General features: G+C 66.7%; 9 protein-coding genes and 1 pseudogene. 6 read left to right on the top strand and 4 right to left on the bottom strand.

The genetic code is table 11. The features are described from left to right. Positions 1 to 3 precede the first annotated feature (3 nt). Complete coding sequence (locus ACW17V_RS04735; protein WP_492107723.1) at positions 4 to 1,176, top strand: acyl-CoA dehydrogenase family protein; 1,173 nt, start codon at positions 4 to 6, stop codon at positions 1,174 to 1,176. Between the two features lie 7 nt (positions 1,177 to 1,183). Then, positions 1,184 to 2,332, top strand: a complete 1,149-nt coding sequence (locus ACW17V_RS04730) for an acyl-CoA dehydrogenase family protein (protein WP_492107722.1) — start codon at positions 1,184 to 1,186, stop codon at positions 2,330 to 2,332. A 107-nt stretch (positions 2,333 to 2,439) separates the two neighbouring features. Here the strand turns inward: ACW17V_RS04730 and ACW17V_RS04725 are convergent, their stop codons facing one another. Continuing rightward, positions 2,440 to 3,216 carry an SDR family NAD(P)-dependent oxidoreductase gene (locus ACW17V_RS04725; protein ID WP_492107721.1) on the bottom strand — a complete coding sequence of 259 codons (777 nt, stop codon included), beginning with the start codon at positions 3,214 to 3,216 and terminating at the stop codon, positions 2,440 to 2,442. A 172-nt stretch (positions 3,217 to 3,388) separates the two neighbouring features. Next, positions 3,389 to 6,282, bottom strand: a pseudogene (locus ACW17V_RS04720) (TonB-dependent receptor). 196 nt (positions 6,283 to 6,478) lie between these two features. On the opposite strand from ACW17V_RS04720, the gene ACW17V_RS04715 reads away from it, so the two are divergent. Next, the gene (locus tag ACW17V_RS04715) at positions 6,479 to 7,252 is read left to right on the top strand and encodes an IclR family transcriptional regulator (RefSeq protein ID WP_492107720.1); all 774 of its coding nucleotides are present in this window, start codon (positions 6,479 to 6,481) and stop codon (positions 7,250 to 7,252) included. 8 nt (positions 7,253 to 7,260) lie between these two features. Here ACW17V_RS04715 and ACW17V_RS04710 read toward each other — a convergent pair whose 3' ends face one another. Then, a complete protein-coding gene (locus ACW17V_RS04710; protein WP_492107719.1) occupies positions 7,261 to 8,904 on the bottom strand; it encodes a long-chain fatty acid--CoA ligase in 1,644 nt (547 codons plus the stop codon). A 240-nt stretch (positions 8,905 to 9,144) separates the two neighbouring features. On the opposite strand from ACW17V_RS04710, the gene ACW17V_RS04705 reads away from it, so the two are divergent. After that, entirely contained in the window at positions 9,145 to 10,650 is a 1,506-nt protein-coding gene (locus ACW17V_RS04705; RefSeq protein ID WP_492107718.1) for an enoyl-CoA hydratase/isomerase family protein, read from the top strand. 104 nt (positions 10,651 to 10,754) lie between these two features. Here the strand turns inward: ACW17V_RS04705 and ACW17V_RS04700 are convergent, their stop codons facing one another. Further along, complete coding sequence (locus ACW17V_RS04700) at positions 10,755 to 11,525, bottom strand: enoyl-CoA hydratase/isomerase family protein (RefSeq protein WP_492107717.1); 771 nt, start codon at positions 11,523 to 11,525, stop codon at positions 10,755 to 10,757. Between the two features lie 207 nt (positions 11,526 to 11,732). Here ACW17V_RS04700 and ACW17V_RS04695 point away from each other — a divergent pair, with 207 nt between their 5' ends. Together ACW17V_RS04695 and ACW17V_RS04690 are read left to right on the top strand one after the other, a co-directional pair. Next, positions 11,733 to 13,298, top strand: a complete 1,566-nt coding sequence (locus ACW17V_RS04695) for a glucose 1-dehydrogenase (protein ID WP_492107716.1) — start codon at positions 11,733 to 11,735, stop codon at positions 13,296 to 13,298. Positions 13,299 to 13,326: 28 nt separating this feature from the next. Then, a complete protein-coding gene (locus ACW17V_RS04690; protein ID WP_492107715.1) occupies positions 13,327 to 13,857 on the top strand; it encodes a nuclear transport factor 2 family protein in 531 nt (176 codons plus the stop codon). The last annotated feature ends 8 nt before the right edge of the window (positions 13,858 to 13,865 follow it).

Here is a 13,865-nt window from a genome sequence, read left to right as displayed (position 1 = left end):
ACCATGAACCTTGACCTGACCCCGGAGCAGTCCGCCTTCCGAGACGAGGTGCGCGCCTTCTTCGCCGAAAACGTCCCCGAGTCCTTCAAGAGCCGTGTCCGCGCGGGCATGCGCCTGGAACCCGAGGAGTTCACGCGGTGGCAGAAGCTTCTGCATGCGCGCGGCTGGGGCGCCCCATCCTGGCCGAAGGAATATGGCGGCACGGGCTGGGACCCGACGCAGCTCTACATCTTCGAAACCGAAGCCTCGCGCGCCGACGCCCCCGTACAATTCCACCAGGGCCTGGAACTGATCGGTCCGATCATCTTCACATTCGGCAGCTCCGAACAGAAGGCCAGGTACCTGCCGGCCATCGTGTCGGGCGACGACTGGTGGTGCCAGGGCTATTCCGAGCCCAACTCCGGCTCCGACCTGGCTTCGCTGTCGACCCGCGCCGTGCGGGACGGCAATGAGTATGTGATCAACGGCCAGAAGGCCTGGACCAGCTACGCCCATGTGGCCAACCGGATGTTCCTGCTGGCCCGCACCGACCCGGACGCCCGCAAGCAGGCCGGCATTTCGCTATTCCTGATCGATATCGACACGCCGGGCGTGACGATCCGTCCCGTCGTCACGATGGACGAGATCCACCACACCAACGAGGTCTTCCTCGACAATGTGCGTGTTCCGCCCTCGGCCCTGCTGGGCGAGGAAGGCATGGGCTGGAGCTACGGCAAGGTCCTGCTGGACCGCGAGCGCGGCGTCACCGCCGCAACCACCATGCGCCTGGCCCAACAGCTGCGCGGCGCCCGCAAGGTCGCGGCGGAGACCGTCGTCGGCGGGCGGAGCCTGCTCGACGATCCCCGCGTCGCCGACCGTCTGGCTCAGTTCGAGCTGGAAGTGATGGCCCTGGAAGCCATGGTCATGCGGACCATGGCCGAGGCGACCTCTGGCCAGGATTCCGGCCCCCGGGCCTCGATGATCAAGATCCGCTGGTCCGAACTCCTGCAGCAGATCACCGAGTATTGGGTCGAGTTACAGGGCTACGGCGCCATGGCCTTCGCGCCGCTCGGTCCGTTCGAGGCGCCCGAGGCCTGGCCGGCCAAGGGGATGATCTATTCCCGGGTCACCAGCATCTATGGCGGCTCGAACGAAATCCAACGCAACATCATCGCCCGTCGGGCGCTCGGTCTCTGAGGTCCCCATGAACTTCGATCTCTATGAAGAGCAGCAGCTCCTGAAGGATAGCGCCTGGCGCTACGGCGCCGACCACGGCGACTTTGCCGCCTGGCGCGCCCGGGCCGATCGCGGTGAGGCCTACGACGCGGCCAGCTGGCGGCGCATCGCCGATCTGGGCTGGCTGGCCCTGAACGTCCCCGAGGAGGACGGCGGCCTGGGCGCCGGCCCAGTGGAAACCATGGTCGTGGCCGAGGCGACGGGCCGCTACCTGATGCTCGAGCCGTTTGTCTCGACCGGCGTCATCGCGCCGGTCCTGCTCGCCGCCGCCAGCGAGGGCGTCCGCGCGGACCTGACGTCGAGACTGATCGAGGGCAAGGTGGTGGTCAGCCTGGCCGACGCGGAACCTGGCGGCCGCTTCGACCTCAACCGCATCGCCACCCGCGCTGAAGCGGTGGAAGGCGGCTTCCGGCTCACCGGCGAGAAAAGCCACGCCCTGGACGGCGGCTCGGCCGACTGGTTCATCGTTCCCGCCCGGACGGCCGGTGCGGACGACAGCGCGGACGGCGTGAGCCTCTTCCTGGTCCCGGCCGACGCGGCGGGCCTGACGGTCATGCGCAGCCGCGCCATGGATAACCGCCACAACGCCAGCCTGAAACTGGATGGCGTCCTGGCGCCCGTCGAAACCCTGATCGGCGGCCTGGGCGAGGGCTTCCCGCTGCTGCGTGACGCCCTCGACCGTGGCGTGGTCGCGCGTCTGGCCGAAGCTGTCGGGGCCATGGACGCCGTCCGCGAGATGACCCTGGAATACCTGAAGACCCGCAAGCAGTTCGGCCAGACGCTCGGCGCGTTTCAGGCGCTGCAGCATCGCGCGGTCGACATGGCGATCGCCTGCGAGGAAGCCCGCTCGATGATGTACCTGGCGACCATCGCCCTGTCAGGAGCCCCCGCCGACCGCCGCAAGGTGATCTCGGCGGCCAAGGCCCGCGTCGGCCAGACCAGCCTCTATGTGGGACGTCAGGCCGTGCAACTTCACGGTGGCGTCGGCTTTACCGAGGAGCTGGCGGTGGCCCACTACCTCAAGCGCCTGATCATGATCGACATGGCGTTCGGCAATGCCGACCACCATCGGACAGAACTGGCCACCCATCTGAAGCCGGGCGCGATCGCCGCCTGAATCGAAAGCGCGCCGGGGGCTTGATCCGCCCTCCCCCGGCGCGCGCCAAATCTGTGAGTGTGAGAGCCCTTGCCGGCGTCGGATGATCTCATCCGACGCCGTGGCTTTCAGGACAGCGCGGTGGCCAGACCGCCATCGACGGTGAGCATCTGGCCCGTGACGAAGTCGCTGTCGTCGCAAGCCAAGTAGCGGACCGCCTTGGCGATGTCCTCGGTCGTGCCCAGCCGCCCCAGCGGGGTCTGGCCGATCCGCATGGCGATGCGGTCCTCCGAAACCACCCGCCGCACACCCTCGGTGTCCACCGTGGACGGCGCCACGGCGTTGACGCGGATGTTGGAGGCTCCCAACTCGGCGGCCGCCGCGCGCGTGGCCCCCGCCACGGCGGCCTTGACGCCGCAGTAGGCGATGCCGTTCGGGATACCCAGAAGCGCGCTGACCGACGCGATGTTGATGATCGAGCCACCGCCCGAGGCGGCCATCAGCGGGGCCGCGGCCTGCATGCCCCAGATCACGCCCGAGAAGCCCACGCCGACCATGCGGTCCAGGCTTTCCGGCCGGATGGCGGCCAGGGGCTCATAGACGTTCCACATGGCGTTGTTCACCAGGACGTCGAAGCGGCCGTACTGCTCATGGATCGAGCCCAGGGTCGCGGTCACCGCCTCGCGATCGGAGACGTCGCAGCCCAGTCCCACGGCCTGCCCGCCAGCGGCGATGATCTCGTCGGCGGCCGCCTGGGCCCAGTGCGCCTTCAGATCCAGCAGGGCGACCACCGCCCCTTCGGCGGCGAGCATGGCTGCGGTCGCCCGTCCCAAGCCCCTCGAAGCGCCCGTCACCGCGGCGACCCGTCCTTTTAGGCGACCACCCATCGTTTCCTCCTGCAGCATTTTTCGACCGGCGAAGAGCCCGATCGGTCTTGGGCTTCATGACTAGCCCGCCCTTCCCCACCCGCCCGCGCCTGCGCCCCACGAACCGAAAACATCACCGACGTGATGCGCGCGCAAAAAAAGACGGCGGTCTTTCGACCGCCGCCAGGTGTCCGAGGAGTTTCAGGGAGGACTAGAAGGTTTTCTGGAGCGACACGCCGATGATGCGCGGCTCGGTGAAGACCGCGTTGGCGACCTGACCGAGCGCTTCGTCCATCAGGAACACGTCGGTGATCGAGCGCTTGTTGAAGACGTTTTTCACATAGCCCTCGATCTCCAGGCCGCGCTCATCATTGACCAGGCGGAGGGAGAGGTTGGCGTTCGCCCAGCCCTTGATCTGATCCACCGAGGTGTTGAAGACCCGGGCGTGGGACTTGCCCTGGCGGTAGTAGTCGCCACGCACGGTGCCTTCCCAGCCATCGAGGACGTCGAAGGAGTACTGAGCGCCGATCGAGGCCGTCCAGTTCGGCGAGCCCGGCAGTTCATTGCCTTTCAGCTTGGCCGCCACGCCGTCGGTGGGCGTCACGCCGAACGAAGTCGCGAAGCTGCCCGAGCAAGCGCCCAGTAGCGCCGCCGGGTTGCCAGAGACACCGGCGACGGTCGCCGCGCCCGGCGCCTGCTGGATAACCGCCAGCAGGTTGGCCAAGGCGGCCGTCGGCACCACGCAGCCTGCAGCGCCCGAGGTCTTGACCAGGGTCAGGTTCGGATTGCCGCCAGTGCGGTTCATCGGGTCTATCGATTCACCGTTCTTGATCTTGGTGTCGAGCAGACCCAGCGTGCCGTTCATCCGGAAGCGCTTGACCGGTTCCCAGACGGCTTCCAGTTCGACGCCCTTGATTTCGGCGTCGATGTTTTCGGTCACCGAGATCCGATTCACGAACTTCGAGATCTGATAGCCCTTGTAGTCGTAGAAGAAGGCCGAACCGTTCAGGATCAGAGCGCCGCCCAGCAGGGTGTTCTTCGCGCCCAGCTCGAAGGCGTTGACATATTCCGGCTCGTAGAAGGGCCGCAGGGTCGCGACCTGACCGATGTTGTTGGGACCACCGCCCTTATAGCCGCGCGAATAGAAGGCGTAGACCAGGGTGTCGTCGGTGAAGCCGAGCTCCGGCTTCCAGTCGAAACCCGCCCGACCGGTGAACTTCTTGAACCGCGCCGTCAGTTCAGACGGCGCGCCCGGCGTCAGTCCGCTGCCCGGCGTCAGGAGTTTGACGGGAAAGTTGTCCAGCGTCTTCTTGTCGTCGGTATAGCGCAGGCCGGCCGTGAACTTCAGCGCCGGCGTGGCCTCGTAATAGACCTCGCCGAACAGGGCGTTCGAGTTCAGGTGGTAGGGCTGGAAGCTCAGATAGTTGCCATGACCCTGGCCGGTCGGCACGCGGTTCGGATCGATATAGACGCAGGTCCCGCCCGGGGCGCAGGTCGCGCCGCCATTGGCCAAGTTCGCCGCATAGGTGAAGGCGTTCGACATGATGTAGAACGACTGGACCACGTCGTAGCGCAGGGCCAGGCCGCCGAGGCTGAAGTTCAGGGGGCCGTCAAAGCTGGACTGCAGGCGCAGCTCCTGACTCCACTGGCGCGAGGGCGTGGTGATGCGGTCCGACACCGACATCCGGTTGGAGGCCCCCAGCTGGGGATCGTTCACCAGGCCTCCGGGCGCCAGGGTGGTGTTGTTGAACACCGTCGAAGCCTGGAAGCGGTTCATCTCCTGGCGCGCGTCCAGTTCACCGTCGTAGTACGACGTCAGCGAGTTGAACTGCAGATTGTCATTGATGTCCCACGCGACGTTCAGCGTGAACACGTCTTCTTCGGCCCGGTAATAGGGGTTCATGGCAGAGTCGATGACGTCCAGGCCTTTGGGCTGGGTTCCGCCATAGACGTCGCCACTGGTCAGACCGCGCGCGAAGCCGATGATGCCGTACAGGGTGGCCAGCGAGTTGGGCGTGCCATAGGCGGCGGCATTGTACACCGAAGCGTCAGCGCAACCGGCGCTCAGGAACCCGCGAACCGTGGCGTTGGTGATCGCGGTATTGCCCACCGAGCTTGGGCCATTGTCGCGCGTGCAAAGACCCTTGCCCGTACGCAGACGGGAGTCCTGTTCCTTGAAGTGCTGCCAGACGAAGTTGGCGTCGACGGTCGAGGTCGGGCGCCAGCGCAGGCTGGCCCGGAAGGAGTAGAGGTCGCGATCATCGACCTTGTTGCCGGTCCCCAGGTTGTCGACGAAACCGCCGCGATTCAGGGTCGCGCCGGCCAGGCGCAGGTCCAGCTTGTCGGCGACCAGCGGGATGTTGATCATGCCTCTAAGCTTGCGGCCGTCATAGTTGCTGACGTCGGCCCGCAGCATGCCCTCGAACTCGCCGGTAGGCTTGGCGCTCAGGACGTTGACCACACCGCCGGTGGCGTTGCGCCCGTAGAGCGTGCCTTGCGGACCGCGCAGGACTTCCACGCGCTCGACATCGAAGAACTCGGCTTCGAACAAGCGGTTGGACGTCAGCGGCGCGCCATTGAAGTGGACGCCCGTGGAGCTGTCGCCCGTCACGGCCGTCTGCTTGGTGCCGATGCCGCGGATCTGGAAATTGTACCCGCTGTAGAAGCTCTTGGCGAAGGTGACATTCGGAATCGCCAACTGCAGGTTCGGGCCGCCGTCGATCTTCTGACGACGAAGCATGTCGCCCGAGAACGCCGAAACCGCGATCGGCACATCCTGCAGCTTTTCCTCGCGTCGCTGTGCGGTAACGACCAGTTCGTCAATGATCACGCCGTCCTGGGGCGGCGGCGCGGAGGCGGTCTGGGCCGCCACGGGCAGCGCCAAAACCAACGAGAGCGTCGAGGCGCCGGCCAGCAGGGCCGTACGCCGCAAGGTCTGCGAGATCACCATTTGTTTCCCCCAATAAGCTTCCGCGCGGCGCGGGCTCATCTGTGATTGTTGCGACGCGGCAGAAGCGTCGCCTTAGGGAGCCGCGACCAGCCCGATCCGACCAGCCTGGGAAGTCGTGACTTTCGAATATCGCAAACGAGATATTTGAATTCCAGGCCCGCCGGTGTTGAGCATGCGCCTTCAGACGAGAGCTCGCAGCTTTCAGATCCCGCGTCGATGGGGCTCAGACCCGACATGCCGGTTGGTGGCGAGAGATATCACATATGTGCTGGAAGGCTGGACGGCTGGGGAAGGCGGCGGTCTAAAGGCGAGTAGTGGCAGAGTTGGCCCATCGCGACCTGGAACCGTTCAATGCGCCGAGAACCGATCAAATCCGCCGCGCGCACCTTGGAAATCCTCGAGCTTTTCCAGGAGCAGCGTTCACCTCTGCGGCTGACCTACATATTCGAGAAGCTGGGCTATCCGCAGTCGAGCACGACCACCCTGCTCAAGAGCATGGTGGTTCTGGGCTACCTGAACTACGACCGCGCCTCTCGCACCTATTTTCCCACCCCGCGCGTCGCCGCCCTGGGCGACTGGGTCAACCATCACCTGTTCGGCTCGGGGGATCTTGAACGCCTGGTCGGGAGCATCTTCGAGCAGACCAACGAGACGGTGGTGATCTCGTCGCAAAACGACATCTTCATCCAGCATTTGCGGATCGTGCAGCCCAGTCATCCGCACAAGATCGCGATGACGGAGGGCAGCATGAGGGTGCTTCCGCACTCCGCGGCGGGCCTGGTCCTGATGAGCCGGATGCCCGGCAAAGCCGTCGACAAGCTGAGCCGGCATATCAACGCCTATCTCGGCGGAACGAGTGATCGGATCGACATCGGCCAGCTGCAGGAGCAATTGGCCTGGGTGCGGCGCGAAGGCTACAGCCTGCTGGCCGCATTCCCCTTTCCCAATGCGGCGGCGATCGCCATGCCGCTGCCGGCCGCGCCGCATGGCGTTCAGCTGACTCTGGGCGTCGGCGGCCTCAACAGTCGCATCGCCCGAAACAAGAGCGAGATCGTGGCGATCATGAACGCGGGCGTGGCCGAATACGCCGAAAGCCTCAGGCACTATTCAGCGCCCGAGGCTTGAGCCGCGCCCTAGACGACCTCGACGGACGGGTCGAGATGGTGACGATAGGTCTCGCGCAGCTTTGACTTCAGGAGCTTGCCCGTCGCGGTGTGCGGCAGGGAGTCGACGATCACCACGTCATCGGGCACCTGCCAGCGCGCCACGCGCGAGGCGAGGAACTTCAGGATGTCGTCCTTGTCGGGGACGGTCTCCGGAGCCGGCACCACGATCAGCAACGGACGCTCCTGCCATTTGGGATGCGGCACGCCGATGACCGCCGCTTCGCGAACGTCGGGGTGGGCGATGGCGACGTTCTCCAGATCGACCGACGAGATCCACTCGCCCCCCGACTTGATGACATCCTTCGAACGGTCGGTCAGCTGCAGGTAGCCATTGGGGTGGATCTTGGCCACATCGCCGGTGGCGAACCAGCCGTCCCCGGTAATGGCCGGCGTTTCGGCCTTGAAGTAGCTTCGCACGACCCAGGGCCCCCGAACCTGCAGGTCGCCCACCACCAGACCGTCATGCGGCGCGACCACGCCGTCGGCGTCGACGATCCTGAGCTCTACGCCATAGATGGCGCGCCCCTGCAGGGCCTGGACGTCGTAACGCGCCTGACGATCAAGGAAGGTGTGCTCGGGCAGCGGCGTCCCGATGGTCGCCAGCGGGCTGGTCTCGGTCATGCCCCAGGCGTGGATGACATAGACGCCCAGCATGTAGTCGAAGCGCTCGATCAGGCTGCGCGGCGCCGCCGAGCCGCCGACCAGGATCCGCTCCAGCGCCAGTCCCGCCAGGTCCAGATCCTCGCGATGGGCGGCCACATAGTCCAGGAAGCCCAGCCAGACAGTCGGCACCCCCAGGCTGAAGGTGCAGCGTTCCGCCCGCATCAAGTTGAACAGACTTTCGCCGTCGACCGCTGCGCCGGGCAGCACCAGCTTGGCGCCGCACATGGCCGCGCTGAACGGAATCCCCCAGGCGTTGACGTGGAACAGCGGCGTCACCAACAGGATGCTGTCGCGGCGCGAGATCGCCATGCCGTCCGCGCCGGTCGCCACGAAAGCGTGCAGCACCAGCGAGCGGTGGCTGTAGAGCACGCCCTTGGGATCGCCGGTGGTTCCCGAGGTGTAGCAGAGGATCGCGCCGGCGTTCTCGGGGACGACGGTCCAGGGCGCATCTTCGGGCTCGGACGCGAGAAGGTCCTCATAGGCGATCAGATTGGGCAGACGCAGGGGCGGCATGTCCTGCGCGCTGGACAGGCAGACATAGGCTTCAACCTGCGGCGCCTGGTCGACCAGGGTCTCCAGCAAGGCCCCGAACGCCGGGTCGAAGAACACGATGCGGTTTTCGGCGTGCCGAAGGATGAAGGCGATCTGCTCGGGGAAGAGCCGGGGATTGACGGTGTTCAGGATCCCGCCCGCGCCCGTCGCGCCGTAGTAGAGCTCAAGGTGAAGCGCGCTGTTGAGCGCCAGGCTGGCGACACGATCGCCTTCGTTCAACCCTCGGCGCCGCAGGGCGGAAGCCAGTTGGCGCGCCCGGACCGCAAGGCGCGCATAGTTGCTTCGGGTGACGCCTCCAGGCTCCCTGGAGATGATCTCGACCTCGCCATGAAAACGCGCCGCGTGATCAAGGAGCGAGGACAGCGTCAGAGGCGTATCCTGCATCAAGCCGAGCATGGCGTTTCCTGTGTCCGATGGTCTTTGCGGCGGACCTTAGGGACGGATGGCGCGTCGCCGGGACGCGGCCCGGTCCACAGGCGTCTTTTCACATACGCGATACTGGATGGAGCGATCGCAGCGCGGCTTTAACCTTTTCGCGGGGCATGCTGTTGTTGCCCATGGCGGACGCTTTGGCGTGCGTCGGACCGGAAAGAACCGCTCAAAGCGGACTGCGACACGCAACCGGTTGGAGGAAATATGGGAACGGGAACGACCCGCCGGCCGACGCACGCGCCGACGACCGGCCAAGCCATTGGCTCTGGATTGACGCTCCGGCGCGGCGTGGCGCAATTGAAGCTGGACTGTCCGCCGCCCTGCAGTTGGGACGCGGCGCACGCCCGCGCCTTCATCGAAAAAATCACCGCGTTCGGCGAGGACCCCGAGGTCTGCGCCATCGTTCTCCACGGCCGTCGCCTGTTCAACGACGTGCTCGCCGCCCAGACCGCGCCCGACGACGCCCGCTCGGCCGTCTATGCCGCAGTCTCGGGCTCGACCAAGCCGATCATCGCCGCCCTCTCGGGCCCTGTCACGGGCTCGGGCCTGGAACTGGCCCTGGCCTGCGCCGCGCGGGTCGCCTTGCCGAATGCCGCCTTCTCGAATCTGGCGCGCAGCGAAGGCCACCTTCCCGCAGCCGAGACCCTGATCCGTCTGGCGCGATTGATCCAGGTCGAACGCGCCGCCGACCTGGCCGTCTTCAACGCGGTCTGGGACAGCAAGGCTGCGGTCGAACACGGCCTGATCGATCTTGTGGCCGCCCGCGATCTCGTCCAGGTCGCCGAGAAGCTCGCCTCCAGCTTCGGGAGCGAACGCAGGATCGCGCTCACCGCCGAGCCGGAGGTCATCGCCGCCAAGATATACGGCCTTCGCGCCAAGGTGCGCCGCGAGGCTCCCCAGCAGACGGCGCCGATGACCTTGCTGCGCGCACTGGAACTGGCCTGGCAGACGCCCGCCCGCCGCGCGCGCGCCGAGATCGATCGTTTGGACGAGACCTTCGCGGCCTCCCCCGAAGCCCGGGCTCTGACCTATGCCGAACACGGCCAGTCCGCCCTGACGCGCCGCTCCCTACCGGCCGAACTCGCGCACGAGCTCGCCTGGCCTCTCTTGCGGGAAGCCATCCATCTGCTGGACGAGGGCGCCACGCCCGGCCAGATCGACCGCGAGCTTCAGAAGTTCGGCTTCCGCGTCGCTCCCTTCCTGCGTTCGGATCGCGAGGGACTGGAAACGGTGTTCCGGCGTCAGACCGGCCCGACCAATGGCGAGGACTGGATCACCTATTCGCCGACCCTCGATCTCATGATCGACGAAGGCCGTGTCGGTGGACCCGATGCGCCGGGCTGGTATCGCCACGGCAGCGATAACCGCTACACCTTTGAGCCAGAGGTCGAGCGGCTCCTGAAAGCCTCGGCGACCTTCCAGCGTTGCGCCCGCGCACCGGTCAGCGACGAGGTCGTGGTCGATCGCTGCCTGACCGCAGCGATCAACGGAACCGCCCATGCGCTCGAAGCGCATCCGGACCTTTCGCCCAACCTGGTCGACGCCATCTGGACCCAGCAGCTGGGCTTTCCGAAATGGCGCGGCGGTCCCCTCTATATGGCGCGGACCCAGGCCTGCGATCCGCTCGCCAGCCTTGAGCGCTGGGCCAGGGTGCGCAACACGGCGGGCGTCGCCGCTCCGCTGCTGCGTCGGATCATCGCCAACGCCTGAGGCGGTCACCAACGCAAAAGCAGCGTCACCGTGTGACGCTGCTTTCTTGTTCATGCGAATAGCTTGTGCGCCGGCGCCCGGCCTCGACCGGACGCCGATCTCCGTTAGCGCCCCTGGAACACCGGGGGTCGCTTCTCGATGAAGGCCTTGACCGCCTCCTTGGCGTCCTCGCTTTTAGACAGCTTGAGCGTGTTGCCCTGTTCGTAGCGATAGCCGTCGCGAAGGCTCAGATTGTCGATGACATTGAGACTGTCCTTGGCCGCGGCGACAGCCATAGGGCTCTTGCTGGCGATTTCCCTGGCGATCGCGCGGGCGTAGTCCAGATACTCCTCATGCGGCAGCGCCGCCTCGATCAGGCCCCGGCGATACATCTCCTCGGCCGGCACGCGCCAGCCCGTCAGCACCATGCGGCGCGCGAGGGAATGGGGAATGAAACGCAGCGCGTGCTTGGCGCCGCCGGCCAGACCCACGTCGATCTCGGGAAGACCGAAAACCGCCCGGTCAGAGGCCACGATGATGTCGCAGCTGGCCACGATGCCCAGGCCCGCGCCCAGCGCCGCGCCATTGACCGCCACGACGACGGGCTTGCTGCACTCGACCATCGACCAGCTCATTTCACGCGCCATGCGCTGGCGGGCGAACGCGGTGCCGGCCGGGGCGTCGGGACCAGGGCGGTTCTTCAGGTCGGCGCCCGCGCAGAAGGTCTTGCCCTCGCCCGTCAACAGAACCGCGCGAACATCAGCGCTCTCGTTGAACGCATCGAACGCCGCCGTAAGCTCCAGCATCATGTCGACACTCGCCGAATTGACCGGCGGATTGGCCAGCGTCACCGTCGCCACGAAGTCTTCGACCTCAATCTTCAAGCACGACATCATTTGCTCCTTGCCCAGTCATCGGTCACGGACCGTTTCCCGGACTTGGTAGCCCCTCTCGACTCCGGGCCTTAGTCCGGTCGGGCAGTGCGCATCACATCACATAGGCGATATTCGACAGGCGCGCGGACGCCGGCATGGCCCGCCGGAGGGCCCTGCTAGGCTTAGCCAAATCCGTTGCGGCGGCCCCTGCATGACACCGAGTACAGCATGAACTCCAAGACGCAGTCGCGAGTGGTTCTGGTCACCGGCGGCGCCGACGGGATCGGCTGGGCGGCTTGCCGGCGCTTCGCCCAGGCCGGCGACCGGGTGCTGATCGCCGACCGCAACCTCGACCGCGCCCTGGAACGCGCCGCGAGCCTGGGCGCGGACCACCACGCCATCGCGATGGACGTCTCCTCTGAAGCCCAGATTCGCGAGGGCTTCGAATGGGTGCGTCGTGAATTCGGGCGGCTCGACGTTCTGGTCAACAACGCCGGCGTGACCGACCCCCAGCCGACCGCGACCCTGGACCAGACGGCAGAAGAGGTCGCACGGCTGCAGTCGATCAATGTCACGGGCGCGTTCCTGGCCGCGCGGGAGGCGGGACGTCTCATGACCGCCCAGGGCCATGGCGCGATCATCAACCTGGCCTCCGGCGCGGGACTTGTCGCCCTGGCCAAGCGCACCAGCTACAGCGCCAGCAAGGCGGCCGTGATCTCGCTGACCCGCACCCTGGCCTGCGAATGGGCGGCTCAGGGTGTTCGCGTCAACGCGGTGCTGCCCGGCTACACGCGCACCCAGATGGTGCAGGACCAGATCGACGCCGGCCTTCTGGACCCGTCAACGGTGCTCGCCCGCATTCCTCTGGGGCGCATGGGCGAGCCCGAGGAGATGGCCGAGGGTGTCTTTTTTCTCGCCAGCGAGGCGGCCAGCTACATCGTGGGCGCGACACTGGTCGTGGACGGCGCCTACACGGTCTATGGCGGGGCCGGCCCGGCTTCGGGGTCGCCCGCGCCCAGCGCTCCGGCGCGGTCCCCCCGCGTCAGCGCGATCACCGGCGGCGGACGCGGGATCGGCCGCTGCGTCGTGGACCTGTTTCACGCCGCTGGGGATCGGCTGCTCGTGATCGAGCGCGACACTGAGAGCGCCAAGGCGCTGGCCGAAGCGCTGGGTGAGGGGCATCTCGTCGTCCAGGCCGACATCACCGACATCCCTGCGGTCGAGGCGGCCTTCGCCCGGGCCACGGCCCGCTGGGGACGCCTGGACGTTCTGGTCAACAACGCCGGCGCCGCCGACGTGTTCAAGCCCACCCTGGATCAGACCGTCGAGGACTTCACCAGCGTCTACGACCTCAATTTCAGCGGGCCCCTGGCGACGGCCAAGGCGGCGGCGCGCGCGATGGGTCAAGGTGGCGTCATCGTCAATCTCGGCTCGATCGCGGGCCTGGGCGCCCTGCCCCGCCGCAACGCCTACTGCGCGGCCAAGGCGGCCGTGACGATGATGACCCGCAGCCTGGCGTGCGAATGGGCCTCCGCCGGCATCCGTGTGAACACGGTCGCACCCGGCTATATCGAGACCCCCGCCGTTCTGGCCCTCAAGTCCGCGGGGCGAGCGCGGTTCGACTCCATCAAGCGCCGCGCGCCCATCGGTCGCCTCGGAGACCCCATGGAGGTCGCCCGGACCATCGCGTTCCTGGCCTCGCCCGCCGCCGGCTACGTCACGGGCGCCACGCTCAGCGTCGATGGCGGCTGGGCCGCTTTCGGCGACGCCGGCGACGCCAGCGACATCCCGTAACCGCCAGTTCATTTCACGAAAGTTCGTCATGTCAGACCAACCCAATCTCCAGCAACTCTGGGACAGCGAGCAGATCCGCCAGTGCCTGTATCGCTATTGCCGGGGAATCGATCGCATGGATGAGGCGGCCCTGCGCTCCGTGGCCTGGCCGGAAGGCCCTGACCAGCACGGCGCGTTCAAAGGCACGGCGTCGGAATTCGTCGACTGGGCGCTGACGGTCCTGCCTCACGTCGAGCGCGGGGTGCACCAGGTGCACAACGTCATGATCGCCTTCGAAGATGCGTCCACGGCCGCGGTCGAGTCCGTGTTCACCGCCCTGCACCGGCAGTCCGATGACGACGGGTCGCTGGTCGTCCTGCACATGTGCGGCCGCTACCTGGACCGGTTCGAAAAGCGTAATGGCGACTGGCGTATCGCCGCCCGTCAGGTCGTCTTCGACTGGATCGAAAAGTCCGCGCCGACACCCGGCGCTCATCCTGATCGGTTCGGCGCCCGCACGCCCGTGGGCGGCCGTTTCCCCGACGATCCCCTCTACGCGTTCCTGGGTCGAAACGGCTAGCGAGTGGC

Source organism: Caulobacter sp. FV2ye17ST, assembly GCF_058680955.1.
The sequence above is the reverse complement of the archived record's forward strand: the minus strand, read 5'-3'. Positions and strand labels throughout refer to the sequence as shown.

Coding starts and splice junctions, on each gene's coding strand:
- ACW17V_RS04710 (WP_492107719.1), bottom strand. CDS start 8,904: ATGCTCGGCTTGATGCAGGATACGCCTCTGACGCTGTCCTCGCTCCTT.
- ACW17V_RS04690 (WP_492107715.1), top strand. CDS start 13,327: ATGTCAGACCAACCCAATCTCCAGCAACTCTGGGACAGCGAGCAGATC.
- ACW17V_RS04705 (WP_492107718.1), top strand. CDS start 9,145: ATGGGAACGGGAACGACCCGCCGGCCGACGCACGCGCCGACGACCGGC.
- ACW17V_RS04700 (WP_492107717.1), bottom strand. CDS start 11,525: ATGATGTCGTGCTTGAAGATTGAGGTCGAAGACTTCGTGGCGACGGTG.
- ACW17V_RS04730 (WP_492107722.1), top strand. CDS start 1,184: ATGAACTTCGATCTCTATGAAGAGCAGCAGCTCCTGAAGGATAGCGCC.
- ACW17V_RS04735 (WP_492107723.1), top strand. CDS start 4: ATGAACCTTGACCTGACCCCGGAGCAGTCCGCCTTCCGAGACGAGGTG.
- ACW17V_RS04725 (WP_492107721.1), bottom strand. CDS start 3,216: ATGCTGCAGGAGGAAACGATGGGTGGTCGCCTAAAAGGACGGGTCGCC.
- ACW17V_RS04715 (WP_492107720.1), top strand. CDS start 6,479: ATGCGCCGAGAACCGATCAAATCCGCCGCGCGCACCTTGGAAATCCTC.
- ACW17V_RS04695 (WP_492107716.1), top strand. CDS start 11,733: ATGAACTCCAAGACGCAGTCGCGAGTGGTTCTGGTCACCGGCGGCGCC.